The organism is Ruegeria sp. CL6 (genome assembly GCF_056536465.1).
In genome coordinates, this window is sequence record NZ_JBQFPR010000001.1 from 745,151 (window position 1) to 769,049 (window position 23,899).

The 23,899-nt window shown below is 57.3% G+C and carries 16 protein-coding genes and 1 tRNA gene; 7 read left to right on the forward strand and 10 right to left on the reverse strand.

Features of this window, described 5'->3' with window-relative positions; genetic code table 11:
- Positions 1-121 precede the first annotated feature (121 nt).
- The 3 genes from ACR0LH_RS03725 to ACR0LH_RS03735 all read left to right on the forward strand — a co-directional run bounded on the left by ACR0LH_RS03725 (position 122) and on the right by ACR0LH_RS03735 (position 6,075).
- Positions 122-2,395, forward strand: coding sequence for an NADP-dependent malic enzyme (locus ACR0LH_RS03725; protein ID WP_480719734.1), 2,274 nt, complete (start codon positions 122-124; stop codon positions 2,393-2,395).
- Positions 2,396-2,650: 255 nt separating this feature from the next.
- Positions 2,651-4,540, forward strand: a complete 1,890-nt coding sequence (gene prpE / locus ACR0LH_RS03730; protein WP_170417671.1) for a propionate-CoA ligase PrpE — start codon at positions 2,651-2,653, stop codon at positions 4,538-4,540.
- Positions 4,541-4,635: 95 nt separating this feature from the next.
- Positions 4,636-6,075, forward strand: coding sequence for an amidase family protein (locus tag ACR0LH_RS03735; RefSeq protein WP_480719735.1), 1,440 nt, complete (start codon positions 4,636-4,638; stop codon positions 6,073-6,075).
- Positions 6,076-6,334: 259 nt separating this feature from the next.
- Here the strand turns inward: ACR0LH_RS03735 and ACR0LH_RS03740 are convergent, their stop codons facing one another.
- On the reverse strand, positions 6,335-7,096 hold the full coding sequence (locus tag ACR0LH_RS03740; protein ID WP_170382295.1) for an NAD kinase: 762 nt from the start codon (positions 7,094-7,096) through the stop codon (positions 6,335-6,337).
- 167 nt (positions 7,097-7,263) lie between these two features.
- On the opposite strand from ACR0LH_RS03740, the gene glyA reads away from it, so the two are divergent.
- Positions 7,264-8,559, forward strand: coding sequence for a serine hydroxymethyltransferase (gene glyA, locus ACR0LH_RS03745; RefSeq protein ID WP_480719736.1), 1,296 nt, complete (start codon positions 7,264-7,266; stop codon positions 8,557-8,559).
- Positions 8,560-8,611: 52 nt separating this feature from the next.
- Here glyA and ACR0LH_RS03750 read toward each other — a convergent pair whose 3' ends face one another.
- The gene (locus ACR0LH_RS03750; RefSeq protein ID WP_480719737.1) at positions 8,612-8,986 is read right to left on the reverse strand and encodes a hypothetical protein; all 375 of its coding nucleotides are present in this window, start codon (positions 8,984-8,986) and stop codon (positions 8,612-8,614) included.
- Positions 8,987-9,035: 49 nt separating this feature from the next.
- Between ACR0LH_RS03750 and ACR0LH_RS03755 the strand changes: the two genes are divergently transcribed.
- Positions 9,036-9,836, forward strand: a complete 801-nt coding sequence (locus tag ACR0LH_RS03755) for an alpha/beta fold hydrolase (RefSeq protein ID WP_480719913.1) — start codon at positions 9,036-9,038, stop codon at positions 9,834-9,836.
- Between the two features lie 27 nt (positions 9,837-9,863).
- Here ACR0LH_RS03755 and ACR0LH_RS03760 read toward each other — a convergent pair whose 3' ends face one another.
- From ACR0LH_RS03760 to ACR0LH_RS03780, 5 genes are all read right to left on the reverse strand, one after another.
- Positions 9,864-10,241, reverse strand: a complete 378-nt coding sequence (locus tag ACR0LH_RS03760; protein ID WP_170697270.1) for a rhodanese-like domain-containing protein — start codon at positions 10,239-10,241, stop codon at positions 9,864-9,866.
- Between the two features lie 80 nt (positions 10,242-10,321).
- On the reverse strand, positions 10,322-11,674 hold the full coding sequence (locus ACR0LH_RS03765) for an HlyD family type I secretion periplasmic adaptor subunit (protein ID WP_170382287.1): 1,353 nt from the start codon (positions 11,672-11,674) through the stop codon (positions 10,322-10,324).
- The gene (locus tag ACR0LH_RS03770) at positions 11,671-13,908 is read right to left on the reverse strand and encodes a type I secretion system permease/ATPase (RefSeq protein ID WP_480719738.1); all 2,238 of its coding nucleotides are present in this window, start codon (positions 13,906-13,908) and stop codon (positions 11,671-11,673) included. The genes ACR0LH_RS03765 and ACR0LH_RS03770 overlap by 4 nt, the downstream gene beginning before the upstream one ends.
- A gap of 37 nt (positions 13,909-13,945) precedes the next feature.
- Positions 13,946-15,883, reverse strand: a complete 1,938-nt coding sequence (locus ACR0LH_RS03775) for a type I secretion protein (protein ID WP_480719739.1) — start codon at positions 15,881-15,883, stop codon at positions 13,946-13,948.
- A gap of 141 nt (positions 15,884-16,024) precedes the next feature.
- Entirely contained in the window at positions 16,025-18,421 is a 2,397-nt protein-coding gene (locus ACR0LH_RS03780; protein WP_480719740.1) for a beta strand repeat-containing protein, read from the reverse strand.
- A gap of 601 nt (positions 18,422-19,022) precedes the next feature.
- Here ACR0LH_RS03780 and ACR0LH_RS03785 point away from each other — a divergent pair.
- Together ACR0LH_RS03785 and ACR0LH_RS03790 are read left to right on the forward strand one after the other, a co-directional pair.
- Positions 19,023-19,775 (forward strand): helix-turn-helix transcriptional regulator, encoded by a 753-nt coding sequence (locus tag ACR0LH_RS03785; protein ID WP_480719741.1) that lies wholly within the window; start codon positions 19,023-19,025, stop codon positions 19,773-19,775.
- The gene (locus ACR0LH_RS03790; RefSeq protein ID WP_170565402.1) at positions 19,768-20,265 is read left to right on the forward strand and encodes a hypothetical protein; all 498 of its coding nucleotides are present in this window, start codon (positions 19,768-19,770) and stop codon (positions 20,263-20,265) included. Before ACR0LH_RS03785 ends, ACR0LH_RS03790 begins: the two co-directional genes overlap by 8 nt.
- 31 nt (positions 20,266-20,296) lie before the next feature.
- On the opposite strand, the gene ACR0LH_RS03795 is transcribed toward ACR0LH_RS03790, so the two are convergent.
- The 3 genes from ACR0LH_RS03795 to ACR0LH_RS03805 all read right to left on the reverse strand — a co-directional run bounded on the left by ACR0LH_RS03795 (position 20,297) and on the right by ACR0LH_RS03805 (position 23,758).
- Entirely contained in the window at positions 20,297-20,470 is a 174-nt protein-coding gene (locus ACR0LH_RS03795; protein WP_480719742.1) for a hypothetical protein, read from the reverse strand.
- Positions 20,471-21,540: 1,070 nt separating this feature from the next.
- Positions 21,541-21,625, reverse strand: a tRNA-Leu gene (locus ACR0LH_RS03800).
- Between the two features lie 192 nt (positions 21,626-21,817).
- Entirely contained in the window at positions 21,818-23,758 is a 1,941-nt protein-coding gene (locus tag ACR0LH_RS03805) for a DUF3604 domain-containing protein (RefSeq protein WP_480719743.1), read from the reverse strand.
- Positions 23,759-23,899: the final 141 nt, after the last annotated feature.

Sequence of the window (23,899 nt, forward strand, 5' to 3'; positions counted from 1 at the left end):
ACGGATTTCAACCAAGCGGGCAATACAAGGTTTCAAAACTGTTGCAGATTGACGCAACGTAGCCAAGCCGGAAAAAATAGTTTAACCCTCAACCAAATTTCGGAAGGGAGATGAATCGCCGATGTCTGACACACCTAGCCTGCGGCAGGCCGCGCTTGATTATCACGCCCATCCGAAACCCGGAAAGCTAGAGATCAAAGCGACCAAACCTATGGCCAACGGCCGCGATCTGGCGCGTGCCTACTCGCCCGGCGTTGCCGAGGCCAGCCTTGAAATCAAAGCAGACGCGGAAAATGCTGAACTCTATACGGCTCGTGGAAATCTTGTGGCGGTGGTATCCAATGGCACGGCCGTTCTAGGGCTGGGCGATATCGGGGCGCTGGCTTCCAAACCCGTGATGGAAGGCAAAGCTGTCCTGTTCAAGAAATTCGCGGGGATTGACTGTTTCGACATAGAGGTCGATCAACCTGACCCAGAAAAGCTGGCCGATATCGTCTGCGCGCTGGAACCAACCTTTGGCGCGATCAATCTGGAAGACATCAAGGCACCGGACTGTTTCATTGTTGAAAAGCTGTGCCGGGAACGGATGAATATCCCTGTTTTCCACGACGACCAGCACGGTACTGCCATCGTTGTCGGGGCCGCCGCCAAGAACGCCCTGCACGTGGCTGACAAGAAATTCGAGGACATCACGGTGGTCTCAACCGGCGGCGGAGCGGCGGGGATTGCCTGTCTCAGCATGTTGGTCAAGCTGGGCGTCAAACGCGAGAATATCTGGCTGTGCGACATTCACGGGCTGGTCTACGAGGGCCGCGCCGAGGATATGAACCCGCACAAGGACCAGTTCGCGCAGAAATCCGACCTGCGCACGCTGGATGACGTGATTGGTGAAGCTGACCTGTTCCTGGGCCTTAGCGGACCAAACGTGCTGAAACCTGAAATGGTGGCAAAAATGGCCAGCCGTCCGATCATTTTCGCGCTGGCCAACCCCACGCCCGAGATTCTGCCCGATGCAGCCCGCGAGGTTGCCCCCGATGCGATCATTGCCACCGGCCGCAGCGATTTCCCCAATCAGGTCAACAACGTCCTGTGTTTCCCATTCATCTTCCGAGGTGCTCTGGACGTTGGTGCGACCGAGATCAACGATGAAATGCAGATCGCTTGTGTGGACGGGATTGCCGAGATGGCCCGCGCCACCACCAGCGCCGAAGCAGCCGCCGCATACAAGGGTGAACAACTGACTTTCGGACCAGATTATCTGATCCCCAAACCATTTGATCCCCGACTGGTTGGCGTTGTGTCCTCGTCTGTCGCCAAGGCCGCAATGGAGAGTGGGGTCGCCAAGCGCCCCATCGAAGATATCGAGGTATATAAAGAGCGGCTGAACCAGACCGTCTTCAAATCCGCCCTCATCATGCGACCCGTCTTCGAGGCCGCCGCCGCTGCGTCCCGCCGCATCGTATTTGCCGAGGGCGAGGATGAACGTGTCCTGCGCGCAGCTCAGGCTATCCTTGAGGAAACGACAGAGACTCCGATCCTGATCGGACGCCCTGACGTCATCGCCGCGCGATGCGAGCGTCTGGGCCTGACCGTGCGTCCCGGCGAGGACTTGCAGATCGTGAACCCCGAAAACGACCCTCGCTATTATGACTACTGGAATTCATACCACGATCTCATGCAGCGCCGGGGTGTGACGCCAGACCTTGCCAAGGCGATCATGCGGACAAACAGCACCGCGATTGGCGCGATCATGGTTCATCGGGGTGAAGCGGACAGCATGATCTGCGGCACATTCGGCGAATACCGATGGCACCTGAACTATGTCGAACAAGTGCTGGGTGACGGCGATCTGAGACCTCACGGAGCTCTGTCGCTGATGATCCTTGAGGACGGCCCGTTGTTCATTGCCGATACGCATGTGCGGCAACTGCCCACGCCCGAGGAATTGGCCGAAGCCACCCTTGGGGCAGCGCGCCATGTGCGGCGGTTCGGGATTGAACCCAAGATCGCGTTTTGCTCGCAATCTCAGTTCGGCAACCAGGCGGAAGGGTCGGGCAAGCGCCTGCGCGCTGCGTTGGACATTCTCGATTCGGAACCTCGCGACTTTACCTACGAAGGTGAGATGAATTTGGACGTGGCACTGGATCCCGAACTGCGTTCGCGGATCTTTCCGAACTCGCGCCTTGAGGGAGCGGCCAACGTACTGATTTTTGCCCATGCAGACGCAGCCAGTGGGGTCCGCAATATCCTCAAGATGAAGGCCGACGGGCTTGAGGTCGGTCCGATCCTTATGGGGATGGGCAATAAGGCGCATATCGTGACGCCCTCGATCACGGCGCGCGGGTTGCTGAACATGGCGGCAATCGCGGGCACTCCGGTCGCGCACTACGGATAAGACAGCGCCGGGCAACCTATCGGATGTCCGGCCTGATTCTGCCACTGTTTGCACGCAGCGATTTGCAGATTTGCAAATGTGGCAACGCCACACCTTCAAATCCACCGAACACAGTGGATTTGCAAAAATTTGCAATCGAAAATGGGCCTGTCTGCAAATATTTTGCGGTAAAGTGACGCCCCGTCACAGCGGTCGCTTGTGCGGTGCTCTTTGCGCCCCTAACAACAGCGCAGGGAATTTTCGGAGGAGACCACAGTGGCATATCAGGACGTTTACGACAGCTGGAAATCCGATCCAGAGGCATTCTGGATGGAAGCCGCCAAAGGGATAGACTGGGTCCAGCCGCCAACCAAAGCTCTGTTTGACGACAAAGCCCCGCTCTATGAGTGGTTTTCCGACGCCAAGGTGAACACCTGCTGGAACGCGGTGGACCGGCATGTCGAAAATGGCCGGGGCGAGCAGACCGCGATCATCTATGACAGCCCGATCACCCACACCAAGCGCGAGATTTCCTATGTCGAGCTCCGCAATCGTGTGGCGACCCTTGCGGGGGCTTTGCGGGCCAAGGGCATCGAAAAAGGTGACCGGGTGATCATCTATATGCCGATGATCCCCGAAGCGCTGGAGGCAATGCTGGCCTGCGCCCGTCTGGGTGCCGTGCACTCCGTGGTGTTTGGCGGGTTTGCAAGCAATGAACTGGCTGTGCGGATCGATGACGCCAAGCCCAAGGCAATCATCGCGGCCTCTTGCGGGATAGAACCGGGGCGCGTCGTGCATTACAAGCCCCTTCTGGACGGCGCCATTGATCTGGCCAGCCACAAACCTGATTTTTGTGTGATTTTTCAACGCGAACAGGAAGTGGCGCAACTGATTGAGGGGCGCGATTTCAACTGGCACGGCTTTCAATACGGCGTCGAACCCGCGGAATGCGTCCCGGTAGAGGGCAATGATCCGGCATATATTCTGTACACATCGGGCACCACGGGTTTGCCCAAAGGTGTTGTGCGTCCGACGGCCGGTCATCTGGTCGCCTTGAACTGGACGATGAAGAATATCTACGACGTCGATCCCGGCGACGTGTTTTGGGCAGCGTCCGACGTCGGTTGGGTCGTGGGACACTCCTACATCTGCTACGCCCCGCTGATCCACGGCAACACGACCATTGTGTTCGAGGGCAAGCCAGTCGGCACCCCGGATGCGGGAACATTCTGGCGCGTGATAGCTGAGCACAAGGTCAAGAGCTTTTTCACCGCCCCAACCGCCATCCGTGCGGTCAAGCGCGAAGACCCCAAGGGTGAGCTGATCTCGAAATACGACTTGTCCAGCCTCCGCGCGCTGTTCCTTGCAGGTGAACGCGCGGACCCTGACACGATCGAATGGGCACAGGACGCCCTGAAGGTTCCAGTCATCGACCACTGGTGGCAGACCGAGACCGGATGGACCATTGCAGGCAACCCGATTGGGATCGAAGAACTACCGGTCAAGCTGGGCTCTCCGGCCAAACCAATGCCGGGTTACGACGTTCAAATTCTGGATGAAGGCGGTCACCCGATGAAACCCGGTGAGCTGGGCGCGATCGCGGTCAAGCTGCCCCTGCCCCCCGGCACTCTGCCGACACTGTGGAATGCGCAGGACAGGTTCCAAAGCTCATACCTCAACCAATTCCCCGGCTACTATGAAACCGGCGATGCGGGCATGATTGATGAGGACGGATACCTTTACATCATGGCGCGCACCGATGACGTGATCAACGTCGCCGGTCACCGCCTGTCCACCGGCGGAATGGAGGAAGTTCTGGCCGCCCACCCCGACGTGGCCGAGTGCGCGGTCATTGGTGTCACCGATCAGTTGAAAGGGCAAATGCCCGTCGGATTCCTGTGCCTGAATGCCGGGTGCGAACGCGACCATGCAGAGGTTGTACAGGACGTGGTCAAACTGGTGCGCGAAAAGATCGGCCCGGTTGCGGCGTTCAAACAGGCCGTGGTCGTGGATCGCCTGCCCAAGACACGTTCGGGCAAAATCCTGCGCGGAACGATGGTGTCGATCGCGGACAGCAAGGACTACAAGATGCCTGCAACAATCGACGATCCCGCCATTCTGGATGAGATTACGGACGCGCTGAAAACCATCGGTTACGCCCAGTAATCGGGCTGAGGGGCACGGCGCGTCACCCCCTACCCCGGCTTTTTCTTGCAACCCGTCACCGGGCCTCTACTGTCTGACCAAGACAGTGAGGCCCTATGACATCAAGTGACATCTGGCGTCTGAACGCCACCGATCTGACCGCCCTGACCCGCAATGGGGACATCAGCGCCGAAGACGCCGTGAAATCATCCCTTGACCGAATGCAACAGGTGAACCCGGACCTGAATGCCGTGGTTGAGGATCTGAGTGGCGAAGCCCTGACCCGTGCCAGAAATCTGGACAAGTCCGTGGCCAATGGTGCCGAGCCTGGGCCACTGCACGGCGTCCCCGTGACGATCAAGATCAACGTGGATCAAAAAGGCCACGCGACCTCGAACGGGGTTGTTGCGCTGAAGGACGTGATCGCTCCGGCTGATGCGCCGGTTGTGCGCAACCTTCAAAATGCAGGGGCCATCGTCATCGGGCGCACGAACACGCCTGAATTCTCATTCCGGGCGGATACGGACAACGAACTCCACGGTCGGACGAATAACCCGTGGGGCCGCCACATCTCGCCCGGAGGGTCGTCGGGTGGCGCGGGGGCTGCGGTGATGGCTGGAATCGGTGCTCTGGCTCATGGCAATGACATCGGCGGCAGCCTGCGCTTTCCGGCTGCTGCAAACGGAGCCGTGACGGTGAAACCGGGGCTCGAGCGCGTGGCTGCATGGAACCCCAGCCAAAAGACCGAACGGGGTTTGCTGGCGCAGTCGATGTCGGTGCAAGGTTTGATCACACGCTCGGCGGCGGATCTGCACCTTTCGATGCCAAGTCTGATTGCCCCCGACCCGAGTGACCCGTTCCATGTGCCGATGCCATGGCGCGGCCCTGCCGACGACGGCCCGATCAAAGTCGCGTTCACAAAGGACACCTTCGGATACGCGCTGCACCCCGAGGTTGACCGGGCTTTGGACACCGCCCGAGACGCGTTGGTTGACGCAGGTTATCACGTCGAGGAAATCGCACCCCCGGATGTATTTGACTGCGGCCGCGGTGGGTATCGCGCCTTGATGGGCGAAGTGCTGACCCTGTTAAAAAGCGATATCGAGGCGGCCGGATCGCAGACCATTCGCGATATCTTTGAGGTCTATTTTCAGGAATTCCCACCAATCACTGGAACAGACCTGATCGAGATGCTGGGCAAACGTACCCACTACGCCCGTGAATGGTCGCTGTTCATGCAGGACTACCCGCTGGTGCTCTCTCCGTTTCTGCCGCAGCCTTTCTTCAAACCCGACCGCGACACAGAAGGCGCGGAAGGCGTTCATGAGGTTCTGGGCTGTGCCGTCTATTCCTATGCGATGAATTTCCTCGGCCTGCCTGCGGCCAGTGTCCCCGCGCATCTGGCGAACCTTCCGCAAGGGCCGCAGCCGATCAACGTACAGATCGCAGCCCGCCGCTGGCGCGAAGATATGGCGGTGGACGCGGCTGCCGCGATCGAAGCGCGCGTCGGCCAGATGTGCCTTCCGCTTTGGGACAAGATGAGCGCGTCAGCGTAAACAAGCGCTCAGAACAAAATAGACCCCGGGTTTTTGTGCCCGGGGTCCGCTTGCTAAAATATGCCCGGAGATCCGATAACGAGCGTAGCACCACCTACCCCCGCCAGCGCGAAAAATGCGCATTCATTTCGAAAACACCGTTGGCGGCCACTCACTCCCACCTTGATGTGTTCTTCGGGCAAGTTCAGATTAAACCAGCGTTAATCCAATTCCTGTGAACTGGTTCACATAAGCCTAAAAATTTTCGTTGGCCGCAGGGTTACGTGAACTGTTCGGAAATAAGGCGTTCTTCGAGACCATGACCGGGATCGAACAGAATACGGTGTTGGATGGATGGTTCCGACCTGATCTCAACCCAGTCGATATCGGGAAAAGACACCGAGTCCGCATCCGCCATGACCGGCCGCTTGTCCGCATCCAGCACATCAAACCGGACCTTGGCGATTTTCGGCAGCAACGCTCCGCGCCACCGACGGGGTCGAAATGCTGCAATCGCTGTCAAAGCCAGAACGTCCGATCCGATTGGCAGAATCGGGCCGTGCGCCGAATAGTTATACGCAGTTGACCCCGCAGGCGTGGACAGCAACGCGCCGTCGCAGACCAACTCATCCATGCGAACGCGGCCGTCCACGCTGATCTTCAGCCGCGCGGCCTGAGGACCGGCCCGCAGCAGCGAGACCTCGTTGATCGCCAGTGCCTCGTGCATTTTGCCAGATTGATCCATTGCACGCATGGCCAAAGGGTTGATGACCTCTTCTTCGGCAGCAGCAAGGCGGTCCATCAAATCGGTTTCGTGAAACTCGTTCATCAAGAAACCGATGGTTCCACGATTCATACCGTAAACCGGCGTGTCGAGATGCTGCATATTGTGCAGAGTGTGCAGCATGAAGCCATCTCCGCCCAGCGCAACGACGACGTCAGCATCGCGCGGCGCGGCGTTTCCATAACGCTTGACCAGCTTGTCACGGGCGGATTGCGCCACTTTCACGTCGCTGGCGAGAAAGGCGATTCTCTGGATCATCTTTTGCGGTTTCCGGTCTTGCACATTTGGTTCCGAAACAAGCATACCTTTCCCCGATAGGCCAGACTTGACGCCGCAGCAGGCCGATTCGTCGCTTTAAGCCTTTTGCCCCTGATCGGTTTCCGATAGGAAATCCGCAAGAATTACCCCCAGCATGTGGAGCCCCCATGAACGCCAATCTTCGTGATACCGGATTTTTCACCCAGTCACTTGCGGACCGCGACCCCGAGCTGTTCGGCTCGATCACGTCCGAGCTGGGCCGTCAGCGCGACGAGATCGAGCTGATCGCATCCGAAAACATCGTCTCTGCCGCCGTGATGGAGGCGCAGGGCTCGGTGATGACCAACAAATACGCCGAAGGCTATCCGGGTCGTCGTTACTATGGCGGTTGCCAATTCGTCGACATCGCCGAGAATCTGGCCATTGACCGCGCCAAGCAGCTGTTCGGCTGTGAGTTCGCCAACGTCCAGCCTAACTCGGGGTCGCAGGCCAACCAAGGTGTGTTCCAGGCGCTGATCCAGCCCGGCGACACCATTCTGGGGATGAGCCTGGACGCAGGTGGTCACCTGACACACGGTGCAAAACCCAACCAATCGGGCAAATGGTTCAAGGCCGTTCAGTACGGTGTGCGCCAGCAGGACAATATGCTGGACTACGATCAGGTCGAGGCGCTGGCGAAAGAACACCAGCCCAAGCTGATCATCGCCGGTGGCTCGGCCATCCCGCGTCAGATCGACTTTGCCCGTATGCGTGAGATTGCCGATATGGTCGGCGCTTACCTGCACGTGGACATGGCGCATTTTGCCGGTCTGGCTGCGGCGGGTGAGCACCCCAGCCCCTTCCCACACGCGCACGTCGCGACCACCACCACGCACAAGACCCTGCGCGGTCCGCGCGGCGGCATGATCCTGACCAATGATGAGGCGATCGCCAAAAAGGTGAACTCGGCCATTTTCCCAGGTATTCAGGGTGGACCGCTGATGCATGTCATCGCTGGCAAAGCCGTTGCGTTCGGAGAGGCCCTGCGCCCCGAGTTCAAGACCTACATCCAGAACGTGGTCAACAACGCGCAGGCTCTGTCGGATCAACTGATCAAAGGCGGTCTGGATACCGTGACCCACGGGACCGACACCCACGTCGTTCTGGTCGACCTGCGGCCAAAAGGTGTGAAGGGCAACGCGACAGAAAAGGCTCTGGGCCGGGCACATATCACCTGCAACAAGAACGGTGTGCCGTTTGACCCGGAAAAGCCGACTATCACCAGCGGTATCCGTCTGGGCTCGCCCGCCGGAACCACCCGAGGCTTTGGCGAGACTGAATTCCGCCAGATCGCAGACTGGATCATCGAAGTGGTCGACGGTCTGGCCGCCAATGGCGAAGACGGAAACGGTGAAGTCGAAGCCAAGGTCAAGGCCGAAGTGGCCGAGCTTTGCGCCCGCTTCCCGATCTATCCGAACCTTTAAGTCTGTTCAAATTCAGACAGTTAAACGGCGTCCTCAGGGCGCCGTTTTTTTGTCAGATCAGCCCCTGCCACCGCAGAAATACCAACACCAGAACAGTCAAAACCAGCAAGTTGAACGCCAGACTACTCAGCATCCCCAGAAACCAACCCATGCGCCGGTCAGCCAGATTGATCCCGCTTAGATGTTTTTGCACTTCTTCCGATGCCTGAGCCAGCTTTGGCGTATCCAGAACCAGCCTGAGCTTGGGGTGGGCGGCCATCTGCTCGGCTCGGGCCAGTAGCAACGCTTGTTTGTAGATGCCTCGAGGAAGCTGGCGCTTCGCCTTTCTGACCGACTCGGTCAGCGTCTTACCGCGAACACCCAACTTGTCACGCAACAGTTGCACGGTCTGCGCGATCTGAGTTTGAATGTCGGCGGTCTTCGGCATAAGGCGGTCTCCTGATGCGGCACTCTATCCCGGCCGCCCAGATGCGACAATGGGGCTGGTCGTTTCAAATCACGGCGGGTATCACACGGTCATGCTGAACACGATTGTACATGGCGAACCCACCGAAAACCCACCGCTTCTTATCGCGCATGGGCTTTACGGCTCGGCCCGGAACTGGGGCGTCATCGCCCGGCGTCTGTCCGATGAACGGCAGGTTGTTGCCGTCGACATGCGCAACCACGCGAACAGCCTGTGGACCGAACAGCACGACTATCCCGATATGGCAGATGATCTGGCCGAGGTAATCAGGCAATTCGGTGGACAGGCAGACGTCGTCGGACATTCGATGGGTGGCAAAGCAGCAATGACCCTGGCCCTGTTGCATGGTGAATTGGTGCGCAAGCTGGTGGTCGCGGATATTGCTCCTGTCACCTACACGCATAGCCAGATCCAATTCATCGAGGCAATGCGCGCGGTCGACCTGTCCAAGGTCGAACGCCGCTCGGACGCGGAACAGCAGTTGGCGGACCAAGGTGTTGAAAAAGCACTGCAGAGTTTCTTCACACAATCCTTGGATATCAAAGGGCAGCGCTGGCTTCTTAATCTGGATGTCTTGGCGTCTGAAATGCCAAAGATCATGAGTTTTCCCGAACTGAACGCATGCTGGACAGGGCAGACCTTGTTCTTGTCGGGCGGCAGTTCGGACTATGTGCTTCCGGAACACCGAGACAGAATTCGCGCGCTGTTTCCAGCCGCGCGCTTTGCCAAAATACCCGGAGCAGGACATTGGCTGCACGCTGAAAAACCCCGCGAATTCGAGGCTGCGGTCAGAACTTTCCTAAACGCGTAGATCGCCCAACGAAGGACGGCTTTGCGCTTAACTTTCAGAGGTTTTGCCCCCGGCATTCACCCAGTCGGCCAAGCCACCAAGGTTATACACCTGATCATAGCCCATGTCCTTTAGCAGCTTACCCGCAAGGGCTGCCCGCCCGCCTGATGCGCAATACAGTACGATCGGGCGGTCCTTTTTCAGTTCGGGGTCATAAGACTGAAGCGCATCATCAGCGCGAAATTCAAGCATTCCGCGCGGAATATGATGTGCCCCGCTTGCGCGACCCGTATTCTGGACTTCCACCGCGTCTCGGACATCAAGCAACAGGCCGCCCTGCTCTAGCAGGTCTTGTGCCTTTTGCCTGTCGATACGTTCGACCACAGCATTTGCGGCTTGCATCATTTCCTTCACGGTTGCGGGCATGGCTGGCTCTCCTGCTGACAATGACAGGATGCTAACATGCAAAAACTGGAAGGTGTAGGTTGATCGCCCAAGACAGGCGATCAATGTTCCCGGAAGGCGCGCGACATGCTGTCTGTCACCGGTTTCGCAATATAGGCCGCAAAAGTGCGTTCTTCGGTCTGGATCATGATCTCGGCCGGCATCCCCGGCGTGGGAATAAAGCCGCGCACTCTTTCGATTTCTTCCGGCTCAAGCGATATGCGCGCAAGATACACCTCTTGCGGGGAACCAGAGGAATCCTCGACCAGCGCATCGGCTGAAATATAGAAAACCTCACCACTCAACACCGGCGTCGTGCGCTGGTTGAGAGCGACAAGGCGCACCGTGGCATCCTGACCGGTGACGACGCTGTCAATCTCTGTGCGGGGGATTTGCGCCTCGATAATCAGCGGAGCGTCTGCTGGCAGGATTTCCGCGATTGGTTCGCCCGTTTCGATCACACCGCCGGGCGTATGATAGTGCAGGCGAACAACCGTTCCCGTGACCGGAGCCCGCACAACGGCGCGATCCAGAACACTGCGGGCCTGACGCGCCTTTTCGCGGACACTTTCCAGATCGGCTTCGATCACACCCAATTCATCCAGCGCGGCCTCGCGATAGGCAGATCGCGTGCGAGTGATTTGCTCGTCATATTTCAACAACATCTGGTTGATCTCGGCCGTTTCTGCCGCCAGCCGCGCCTGTTGACCATCGGCTTCGGCTTGCACCCTGCGGATCGTGTTCAAGTCACCCTTGCGCACCAGCCCCTTTTCAAACAGCGCCTGCTTGGTCTCATATTCTTCCTGAAGAATTTCCGAGCGCCGCTTCATACTGGCAAGCTGAGCTTCAAAGCCGCTGGACCGAATTTTCAGGGCTTCCATATTACGTTCCAGAAGGGCGATGTCGTTCAGCAGAGTTTTGCGGGACACATCAAAACTGATGCGTTGGCCATCTAGGATCGTCATCACCTCAACATCGTCCGTGGCAGCCAGCAATCCCTGCGAGAATTCAAGCCGGTCGCTTTCGTTGTATTCGGCCTGCAAACGCTCGGTCATGGCCTGCAGGCGGATTTTTCGGATGAACAACTCGCGCTCGTTGGCTTCGGCTGAAGTCTGGTCAAGCGTCATGAGAACTTGACCCTGTTTCACGGATTGGCCCTCGATCACCTTGATGTCCTCGATAATGCCCCCTTCTAGGTGCTGCACGATCTTGTTGCGACCCGTCGCGACAAAGCTGCCCTGTGCGATCACCGCAGCAGCCAGAGGCGCACGGAACGACCAGACGCCGAACCCGCCGAAACACAGGACCAGCAAGACAAAACCAATCACGATCAGCCGGTTGATGGATCGCGGAACCTCGGCATACCAGACGGTTGGATCCTTGGGGTCGTTGTTGATTGCAACAAGATCGTTCATTGTCCATCCCCCTTCTGTCCAGCGATGCCTTGCTGATTGCGCGGTCCGTTCAGTTGTTGCAGAACCTGTTCACGCTGCCCGAACAGGGCCACGCGGCCATCGGTCAGCAGCATGATCTTGTCGACCGCGTTCAGCAGAGTCGGCTTTTGCGTGATGACGACAACGGTGATCTTGCTTTCCTTGGCTTGGGCAATCGCCCGCGCCAACGCCTGATCCCCGGCGACATCCAGATTCGAGTTCGGCTCATCCAGAACAACCATCCTTGGGTTGCCGAAAAAGGCCCGCGCCAGGGCGATGCGCTGTTTTTGACCTCCTGACAATGGCGATCCGTCCGCAGCGACGACGGTCTCATACCCTTGTGGCAGCGTGGCGATCATGTTGTGGACATCTGCAAGAACCGCCGCGTCGTGGATCTGGTCGTCCGTCGCGTCATCGCGCATCCGTCCGATGTTATCCTTGATCGTGCCGGGGAACAGTTGAACGTCCTGCGGCAGATAGCCGATGCTTTCGCCAAACTGCCGCGGGTCCCAGTTGCGAATGTCCATCAGGTCCAGCCGCACGCTCCCCGAGGTTGGCAGGATGGACCCGACCAGCGTTTTACCCAAGGTCGTCTTGCCCGCACCGGAATTTCCAATGATGGCCAGGGTCTCACCCGGGCTAAGAGAGAAACTGATCCCGTTCAGAACAACCCGTTTGGTCCCGCCGGGTACGTAGAGCAAGCGCTCGACATCCAGCCGCCCCTCGGGGCGCGGTAAGCGCAGCTTTTCAAACTGCAGTGCCGAATTGGACAGCAGATTGCTGATGCGACCATAAGCGCCGCGGGTCAACAGGAAGCCATTCCACCCCTCGATCGAGCCTTCAATCGGGGCAAAAGCGCGCCCTGCGATAATCGAGGCCGCGATGACCATACCGCCCGTGATCTCGCCCTGCAGGGCAAGAAACGCCCCCCACCCCAGAATTGCGATCTGGGTCAGCAAACGCACCGCCCGTGAGATTGCGGCGAATATGACGTTGCGATCCTGCGCGCGCACCTGCCACGTCAGCGATTGTGCCGTGTCCCGCCCCCAAATCCGCACGGCCTCGGGGATCATGGCCAGCGCATTGATGATCTGACTGTTACGCGCCATCGAATCCAGATGCTGGTTTGCCATCGACTGCGCCTTGTTCGCCTCGGCAAACGGTTTGGCAGTCATGCGCTGGTTTATCAGGGCTATCACCATCAACAGCAGAGCCGTCGCGATAACGATCGTGCCCAACTGGGGATGTACGAGGAAAATCATCAGGATAAACAGCGGGGCGAACGGCACATCCAAAAAGGAGATCAGAGTTCCTGATACAAGAAACCCTCTTACCTGCTGCAAATCACCCAATGTCTGATACTCACGCCCGGTCCCATGCAGCGATGCATGCGCTGCCGCACTCAGGATCGGTGCGCCAAGGCGTGCGTTGACCTCGACCGCCGTGCGCATCAGCATGAACCGACGCACAGCATCAAAGGCCGATTGAAAGATTACTGCCCCGGCGACTATCGCCGTCAGCATGATCAACGTATCCAACGAACGGCTGGTCAGCACGCGGTCACTGATCTGGAACAGGTAGATCGGGATGGCCAGGATCAGGATATTTGTCGCGCAGGTCAGTACCAGAACGAAAGCCAGGTTCCGCCAGATTGCGCGGAGTGACGTGCGGAGTGTGTTTTTGAAATCCTCGGGCGGGGTACGCTTGTGAAAAGTCTGGGGTGGCCCATTTCCGCCGCCGCCACCTCCGTTTCGGAGCAGCAACGGCTGGTTTGCCTTGGCCTCGATTGTGGTACCTATGGCTTCACCGCCTAGCGAGCGCGACGAGGGGGGTGTTCGTGCGGTCGAGTCTCTGGCGGTCTCAGGATCGGGACCTTTGGCATCGGCCACCCCAGCGCCACGACCCTTCTTACATTCGTCTTGCTTGGGTTGTGGCTGAACGCGCCGGGGGGAAGGTGCGGCGCGCTCTGGAGGTTCCGTTTTCGCGCGGTGCCGCACAAAGCAAGCGGCTGCCGCGCTGATGTCGTCCTTTTCAACTGTTTTTGGTCTTGCTTCTTGGGTCTTCTTCAACCGCATCGCTTCGGTCAGACGCAAACCGGCCATCTTTGCCGGTTTGTGTACTGGCCCGTCGTGTGACGGCTTTTCTTGGCCAACCACGCCTTGACCAACCAACAAGTTGGCAAACGGGGTACGGCGCGACGAAAATAAAATCGACATACTCAAACTTTCGGGTCACTCGTAAATAAAAAGGGGCTTATGCTAGCATGCTCTGCATACCATCATCCAAACTGGCCGCCTCGGATGGCGTCAGTTTGTTTTGACCGGGTGCAAGATCGGAATTCCCCGGTCCGTTTGTTTCCTCCATCAGAAAAGCTATGGCTTCGTTGGCGATCTCTTCGGCCAGATCATCGTCGGGTGAGTCGATCAGGCTGGCCTGATGCAGCAGCACATCAGAGTACTCTCCCTCTGCCGCCATGACGACAGAGTCGACGCCGATCTTTGAAACGCTGGCCGCGTTCAGCAGTGCATTCCCACCGCCCAAAACAGATGCTTCGGCGCCTTTGACCCCTTTCTGATGAACGTCATCCTGATCCTGCAACAACGTAACTTGTTCGATCACGTTTGCCTGAACCAGATCACCTTCGATCTTGAGAACACGGAGCTGCTCCATCCCGGCATATTCAGGATCGTTCAGCAAAGCATCTTCAAGCGCTTCGGTATCCATTTCCTGCAGCGGCAGGACATCAGCCAAGTTCTGAGACAGCTCTTCGTGCGAGTCTTCGCCCGTCGTGTTCAGCGACACCTGGTTCATGACCAGATTGTCCTCTGCCTCGTCCGGGACACCTCCGGTGACGACGTCGTCATCCATCAGCACGATGGTTTGGTGCACCATGTCCACCGAAACCATGTTTCCACCAACCAGTATCAAATCGTAGAAATTGCCAAGCTGAACAATGTTGGTCACGTTGACCATATCGTTGTCTCCCAGCACGTACATGCTGGTCGATGCCGAAATCTCGGTCGAGATGTGGTCTATGTCGGTGGCGTCGATCACCTGCTTGACGAAATTGGTGACAAACAGATCACCGCTTATCCAGCTAATCACGACAAGAGGGTCTTGGCCTGCAGGCGCTACGTTGTCCTCAAGCCAGGGCGCTTCGTGGGCTTCCACGCCGATTTGCGACGATTGGTAAACCTTTGTCTCGCCCTGCGCACCCGGCTCACCCTCGTCAACATCAGACACGACTGCAACCTGACTGACGACGGTCAGGTCATAGGACTTGCCACCAACAGCGATGACAGGTGCGTCGACCCAGCCAACGGTGATTGCGACTTGGTTGATCGCAAGGTTACCGCCTGCGATCACCGTGTGGCCGTCGCCAAATTCGTCATCTTCTGACCTGTCCCATTCGTCAGGAAACAGGTCAGGCTGGTCGCTGCCTTCGTCCTCTGCCGTCTGATGGTGTTCTGGCAGAAGGTCTTTCCATTCCGGCAGTTCCTCTACCCGCTCGCCATTCACGATGAGACCCAAGGCTTCGTCGCCGTGGAATTGATGAACCGTGGCCCCTTCGACCTCGACGACCTTCGCCGATTTCATCTGCTCGGCCAACGCCTCTAGCTTTTCAACCGACTGGTAGTCCGCCATGTCCATTGACGGCACCGGCATCGCGTGTAGGGACTGGGCCACTTCCAGCATTTCGCGGCCTTGCTCCATCAGGACTTCGGCACTCCGAAAGTCGCCATGCCCAATCGTATCGTTGTCGCTGAGGTTCAGTGTTTGGAAAGTATAGGTTACCGCAGAACCGATCAGGTCGGGCACCAACTCGGGAACGAGGATGACCATCTCGAAGGAGGTTGAGAAAACCTGACCTTCTGGAATGGCGTCATCAGGGCCAGTCGGCGGCTCTTGGAAAATCGCTGGGTCAGATGCCGGAGCCCCGCGAACAAAGGGAAGCGAACCCTCATTTGCAGGGGCTTGGAACTTGAAAGGAAGTGCGTCGTATTTTCCGGGATCCAGCTTGAGATCCGCCTTCACCTTGATGACTTTGCCTTCTTCAAGTTCATCCAATTCCTGTTTGCGCCTTAGCGCTGCAAATTCCTCATACTGGTCACGCAATCTGGCCTGTTCACTGGTAAGCTCAAAGGTTCCGATAAAATGCGCAATCGTTTCACTAATACTGTCTAACGACATAACGTTTTCCTTTCCCCATCCGGCCAATAATTTCCGTTTTGGGATAAGCTGGGCCGAGGCCGCCTAAAGCGGCCTCGACGTTTTCTTTCAGCGGGTCAGGGTCATAATCTCTGGCACCCTGACCCTTGCCGCGTCAGCGAGTTACGCGTCGGTGTCGTCGCTGGAGTAGCTGGAGGTCATCGACCCGCCGACCATTGTCGTATCGACCGAGTTGCCAAGCACGTTGGCACCCATGACGATGGACTGGTTGAAGGCCGACGTATCAACAACGGCTGCGGCCGAAGCGTAGGACTCGCCGGTCACAATTCCGTCTCCGGCATTGTTCGAGCCCCACATTCCAGCGTTTCCGCCAGCACCGCCAGCGCCCGAGTTGGCACCAGATGCGTCGCCGCCGTTCACCATTGCGCCCGAAATCGCGCCGTTGGTGGCAGATCCCATGGCGTCACCGCTGGTTCCTCCGTTACCCGCGCCGGCACCACCGCCGCCGCCGATACCCGACATCGCCGAACCGGTCGCGCTGCCCGCGCCAGTCGAGGTGGCGTCATTGTCGGACATCGCATCGCCGCCGTATCCAGCAATGGCACTTGCCAGACTATCGGCTGTTCCGTCGGTATCAGAGACCGAGAACAGACCGGAATCGCCGCCCGCGCCAGCAGTGTTCATGGCATCAGCAGATCCAGCACCGGTTCCGCTGGACATTGCGTCCTGCTGGATCGCGCCGCCGCCACCACCGAAGCCGTCGGCAGTTGACGAACCGCTTCCCGACCCTGTGGCAGAACCGTTGGTGTTGTTGCCGCCACCTGCGCCGCCATCGCCGCTGGTGTTCTGAGGCGTGCTGGCCGTGCCATTCACGTCACCCGGAGATTGCGTGATGTTCGGACCAGTGGTCGCCTGATCACCAACACCCTGCGCACCGGACTGTGCGCCGGCCGTTCCGCCGGTTCCTGTTCCACCGGTGCCGTCACCGCCTGAACCGAAACCGCCAGTTCCGTCGCCACCCGAGCCGAACGCGCCATTGCCGTCACCGCCCGAACCGAACGCGCCAGCACCTTCGCCACCCGTTGCAGGGTTGCCGCCGTTGGTGTCGCCGCCGCCATTACCGGCGCCCGCTTGACCCGCGTTCAGGCCAACCAGACCGTTCTGCTGGTTCAGCGCGGCCAGAGCAGCATCAACCTGACCAGAGGTTCCGCCGTTGGCTTCACCGCCAGCGCCTTCGCCGCCGGTGGCTTCACCGCCGGTGCCTTCGCCACCGGTGCCTTCAGCACCAGTACCTTCAGCGCCGTTACCCTGAGCACCGTCGCCGTTGCCGCCATCGGCGTCTGCGTCGCTGCCAGCCAAGCTACCAGCAAGGCCAAGCCCGACATTTCCTGCCGCAGCATCATTGGCCTCGGTGTCGCTACTACCGCCGTTTACCGCGATCGCGCCAGTGTCTGCGTCACCGCTGCCACCGTTGGCACCATTCGCGTCAGAGTCATTGCCAGCCAGCCCGGCACCAAGTGCGTTCGCGTCCGAGTCGTTGCTTCCGCCAGAGGACGAACCGTCATTGTCGGCATTCGACAGACCCAGACCCAGACCCAGACCAATAGAGCCCGCGTTTCCGCCTTCTCCTGCGGTGCTGGTGCCATCGGAATCTGCGCTTCCGTCATTGTCTGCGCTTGAATCGGCGTCGGCTTGGCCACCATCGCCTGCTGTGCTGCTACCGTTTGAGTCAGCACCAGACAGCCCGACACCCAGACCGAAATTGGTGGCGTCTCCGGTCGCGCCGCCGTTTCCGCCGCTGCCGGTACCGTCTGCATCACCGGTGTGGCCGCCAAATGCCAGTGCCGCACCACCATGAGTGTCGCCATCGGCCTGTCCACCATCAGCTGTACCGCCGTCACCAGAGTTGCCTCCGTCTGTATGCGAACCGATACCTTCATCAGCAGTGGCACTTCCGCCCCGAGCGTTTCCGCTTTGATCAAAGCGTCCGTCGTTGGACACTTCGGCAGTCTCCAGATAGTCGTCGTCGCTCAGATTGACGAGCTGATTGTTGATCGACGACATGTCATTGCCGGGACCATCCAAGCTGATATCCAGATTCAGATCGTCACCCGGGTCATAGTCCAGATCGTTGCCGACAGTGATGACATCACCGAATTCCGAACCGTTCGCATCGATGTCCACGACATCGTCATCACGGGGAATCCACTCACCTCCGCCGAAATCAATATTGACGGAATTGGAGTTGTCGTTGTTACCGTTGACTTGTGCTTGACCTTGGCCCTGTTGCTGACCCTGTCCTTGGTCCTGGCCCTGGCCTTGATCCTGGCCTTGCCCTTGATCCTGGCCCTGACCGTTTTCAACCAATGTCGCCTGGGCCTGACCTTGATCCTGGCCCTGACCCTGATCGTTATCCACGTCAGTGTCCTGTGCGTTTAAATCCGCATCGATATACGCTTCATCAACTTGAAGATCGGCGTCAATCGGTGCGTGTACGCTACCGACATTTACTTCTTCGATGTCGGTCACACTGTTATGCGTTTGATGACGTCTAGACATATCAAATTCCACTTTTTGAGCGCCCTGACCGTCATTCATCTACAAAACGGTTACTGGCGCGGTTAAATTTTGATCTGAGCACCCAAACGCGAAACGCGCTTGCGTGCGGTATGGATTGCTGATTTTTCCTCCCACCCTCCTTTCTCGGCCCAGCCGACACGGCACCTGCGATGGAAAATTGTGAAAATGCACGATTCGCAGGCACATCAGGAAAATTGACTTCAAAAATTGAAGCAAACTCATGATCGCAGGAGGAAAGCAGCCTGAATAGCTAGCCGTAAGCACTAGAACGAACAGTCGGCTGTTATTATTGCGATAAATTGCTTGACGGCAGAACAATGGGAAAGACGGCACAATATGGCCGGATAAAACTGCCAGTTTAGGAAACGCAGTAATTTCCTCTACTTATGCGGGAAAGACGGCAATTGACCTAGCTAAAAGTACTAGAACCTAAACCTTTGGAATCACGCAATGTTGATGAAACTTGCACTTTTCGCTATAGTCTGGCGCTTATACACGTTAATATTCTATTAATTCTGCTCTTCGCGTTTTGTTTACTGTTTGGCCGCTTTAGCGGCGTTGGTTTTTAAAGGGGGGAATAATGAGCATTCTGTTTGAGGATAGTGCTGTTCAAGACAATTTTCGCATTGAAGAATTCTCGATCAATTTCGTCGGCAAAGAACTGTTCTACTCAAACCAGACCTTAAAGGAAGTAGAGAACGAATTCGGTGTCGCCACGCACCGAATTGAAACCATCGCTTCGCTTCCTATCTGGAATTTTCCCGATACAGGGACTGGCAGAGTAGTGATCGTTGACCAGATGATAATGGATGACCTGCTGTCGCGCCCAAAGACGTACAGGGACTGCGCCGGACCGGGCAGCTTGGCTTTTGCCTATCGCAAAGAGGATGCCGCGCGCTTTCTGTTTGAAAACTGGGACCGCAACCGGCACGGCGACATCGGCTATTTACCGATGAATGTTGCGCCAGATGTATGGCGATCGATCCTGCGCCTTTTATTGCACGAAGAATTCTACATGCCGTGTTTCCTGGCAGACAGCCTGGCGGCACAGGACAAATCGATCACGCAGGCGCGTCCAGCGCCCCCTTCGACCGAACCTGCACCGCACCCGGTCTATTCCAAGCTCACTCCGCGGGAAAAGCAGGTGTTACAGTTGGTTTCTCAGGGTCAAAGCAACAAAATCATTGCGTCCAACCTTGGCATTACCGAGCACACCGTAAAGCTCCATATTCATAACGTGGTCGGCAAGATCGGCGTGAGCAATAGAACAGCGGCGGCCCAGTTCTTTTTTGAAGTCGCGCCCGGAGAAGCGCAGGAAATGGCCGTTGACTGATGATTTTGAAACCCGGTTTGACCGCCTGATCCTGCTGGTCGGTCGGTTAAACTATATGTGGACCAACACAGAAAGCTTGTTGATCCACCTGATCGCAGGGTTAAGCGGAACCAACAAGGACGTGGCGGTCATTATTTTTCTGACCCTGAATACGACACGCGCCCGGATCGACCTGGTGGAACGGTTGGCCAAAATGGAGGGCCGCCCCGCTGACATTCGCGATCCCATTCTTGAACACACGCAACGGCTGGCCAAACTTTCAGGCGTTCGGAACAAATATAACCACTGCATCTATTCTTTTGACCCTGACAGCGGGAATCCCAAAACTATTTTGATGAGGATTTCCGACAGGAAAACCGATATTAAACTTGGTCGCGAAGACACCGTTGATGCTTCGGCGATGCAAGATATCGAGGGAATTGTCGATCAGCTCTCGGTTCTAAATCGGGACCTATGGCACCTGATCGGCAAGTTGGGATTTCCGATCTGAACTGTTGTGCGCCACTGTCGCTTGTTCCGCGCTAGTGAGGATGAGGGACGAGCACGCGACGCTCTGACCGCCCTCCGACAGAGACCACGATGACCAGAACGACACTACAAAACGCCGATATGCCGAGCAGAACACCGCCCAAGGCCGTCATTCCCCCGATCAGCACAATCACAAACAGCAGCAACAGAAACTGTCTTGCATTCATATCAGTTTCCCCTTTGTTGTTCATTCCTCACGACTGAATAAATAGGTCATGCCCTTTCCCAAGCCGTGTGGAAACGCGCCAAATTGTTGTGAATCCCGGTCATTTGATTTTTGACAGAAACCCTGTGCGCAATCGCTGATGGGGAGAACCTTGCACTAGCGCAACAGCGCTCAAACGTGGTTTTCCGCGAAAGCAAGCCAACCCCGCCGAATAATGGCGCGTCGGCACACGCTTCTGGCATCAATTCGCAAGCGAAAGCGCCGCGCGACAGTCATATGCGCCGCAGTCCCGTTGTATTGTTTGGTTGAATACCAATAGGGGAGACATGCAGCGGGAAAAGGGGGCGCGGCTCGCAGCTGACGTACCACGCACTCACAACAGTTGCGATGCCCCCCCGACGCGGTTGCCTACTTAGATTTTTGGTCGGGCTTGCCTTGGCTAAGGCTCAGTTATCCGACCGCGCGACTATCTTCAGAGTGTCTGAAAACGGATCGTACTTGCAGAAACCGGGCGCGATTTCAGATCCTCGTTGGTCCTGAAGTCCGATGCTAACGTAGTAGTCATCACCCTTCGTCAGCCGTTGTGGCTTTCTTCCAAAGGGAACCCAGTACCCGGCGTCGTGCCAGAGGATTTTACATTGCGTTCCCCAAGCGGTCTGCGGATCGACAAAAATCCTTAACGCCTGAACGCCAATGACAAATGCGAACACCATAGCCACCGGCCAAAACCATCTTTGAAACCGATGCATTGAGCAGATTCCTTTCCAGAACGAATGGTCTTTGGATTTAAAAGGGCTGAGAACGCGAGTGTTGACGGCAGCCTAGCACGGCTAGACCAGCTAAAGGCGATTTACTTATCGATACCGTTGGGATGGTACCAAATGGCCACTGCCCTTGATGAGACGCCGGACTGCAGCCCTGGCAGATTGGTCATTGGCCCACAAATAGTGCGTGCCCAACAGCGTCAGCGACGAACAAATAGCGAAGGCGGCACTCGCTTCATGAGTACCAACGAGTACCACAGCCAATTTGAAGAAGTCTGGAAAATCCGTTTTTCCTTGCAAAACAAGGTGGTGCGGATGGCGGGGATCGAACCCGCAAGCCCTAGGGCGAGGGATTTTAAGTCCCTTGCGTTTACCAGTTTCGCCACATCCGCAGGGTGCCGAGCTATACAGGCTGGCACCTTTCGGAACTCTTAATGCCATCTAAACTGATTGAAAAGTCGGTAAGTTGATCACAGCCATGCCGAAGCACCCAAAAGCGGCTGTGGCCCTAAAAAAATTCGGGCCAACGACCATTTTTGCGACCACGTCGCCCTTGGGTTCTATGGGCGCCCCTTTTTCACCAGCTATTCAGGCGGCGTATACCAAATCGGGGATGTGTATGCCCTTTCCTGCGTAAAAGTCGGAACCTCCTGAGGGACTTCATCACCAAAGCGGACCGCATCGTAGACCGTCCACCTGGGGGTCGGAATTTCCAGCACGCGAGCATAGTAGAACGCGCGGACGGATGGATCGAATTCGGGGTCCGACCACACTGCGTACAGCTCGGGAGAGCCAATCGAGTTCATAAAGGTCCCGGTCGTGGCATCTACGGTATTTCCGATTGCCGGCAATTTGCCATCTTCCCCAGGCGCTCGATCTCCGGACCAGACGACATCAAAAACCTTCTCCTCGGTTTCTCCGTTAGAGTTCAGCCATCCCTTAACAATTTGAATACGATCGAGATTCCCCGAATATGGGTCTTTCAATGCGGCGACAAGAAAGTTCGGCGCGCTTGCCCCATCCGGAGCGTCGGGAAAGTCGCCACCCATAGGCACGCCTTTTTCGTACCCGATATCAGCAGGCAGTCTGGAGCGGGCATCTTCCTCGTCAAAGTCCCAGCCCCCGAAAAATCGAACCGAGATCCGGCTTCCGGTCGTGCCGTAGACTTCTTTCCGCTCCATCGCATCAAAGATAGCCTCACGGGTGTTGTCCTCTGCCCATACCGCGGCATAGCCCGAGGCGGCCATTTCCCACCCAAGTATGGTTAGCGCATCAAATTCGCCCACGACATGCTGCCATCGCCCGGGCTCAGGTTCGACGCCCGAATGTTTACCGAAAAAGTTGTCCTCTTCGGCGGTCGCAAGAGCGGTGTGGCTATCGGTCGAACCCACCACCCCGAACTTATAGGGGTTTGTTCCAAGTTCCGCTTCCAGTTTCAGCCCGTTCTTCAACGCCTCACGCGCATATTCGTACTGAAGCATCCATTCTTCTTTCGGCGTGGGGCCAAGGTTGGATTTATCCCACGTCTCGTAATCGGCAAATTCGTCGTTCGGGCTTAGGAAAGGGTGTGTTTCACCGTCGCCTTTGATCTGGGTAATTTCATACATGGGCTCCCATTTGGCGCGCCGCTCGGCATAGTCCCCGGTCAGCGGCTCGCCAGTCTCAGGGTTGGTTTCCACTGGGAACATAAGACCGTTTGAAACATTCCCATTGTGGGCCAAGGCCAATACCCGGCCGCCCGTCTCTAACTCGTAGTCCTCCATCCAATCCCACAGGTCTTCTGGATTGAACGTTTCAGCGGTCGTGAAAGGCAGCATTTGCCGGGCACGGATCGCATCGTCCCGATAGATGACGTTTCGGTGCAGATTGTTCCCAGATTCAGTCGAGGTCCACTCGTAACCTATGAAGGCCGTAAACCTGCCCGGATCATCGAACGCATCGGCGGTTTGCGTAAACTCGTCCCAGACAGACTGCACAAAGCGCCGGTCCGAAACCGCCTCGGGCAAGGCTTCACCCGAAATTCCGGCAAAGGTTTCGATAACCTCCATCGTCGCACCCAAAGCAACGTCACCGCCCTGATTTAACCTGTCGTTCCAATCCCGCAAAGTCGGATCGCGCATCAACGTCGCGTTTCCAGCGATAATCTCATTCATCGCGCCCATCGCATCGGAATGATCCGATACAACCAGCCAATCGAGCGGCCTCGATAGCTTTACCCGCAGACCATGCGATGTCGTAACCTCGTCCCCTCGGGCAAACCGGTAGGCATCCGCCGGAGAGAGAACGACACCGAACCCGCGTGCATCAAGTGAATTGGACGTGTGCAGATGCGTATCCCCCCAAAGCGGTCGGGTCGGAAAACCCCGCCCTGCATAGGGTGAGAAATCCGCCGGTTCAGGGTCGCGCATGTCCTCGGCGGATATTGTCATCTCACCGACCTGCCCCCCCTGAACGGCCTCCTGCGCAATCGCTGCCGTGGCAGTTGCGGTGAACGAAAGAATAATCGAAGCGGAAAAGAAATTCACATCGGCCTCCCATAGATGCCCAATCAAGCTTTATGCGAGCACTTCCAACTGCGATGTGTCAAGTGAAGCCTGCCGAATCTCCGACGTCGGCACCAATGGGACAGTTTGGGCCGATTTAAAAAGAGAGGGTCTCTGGCTCAT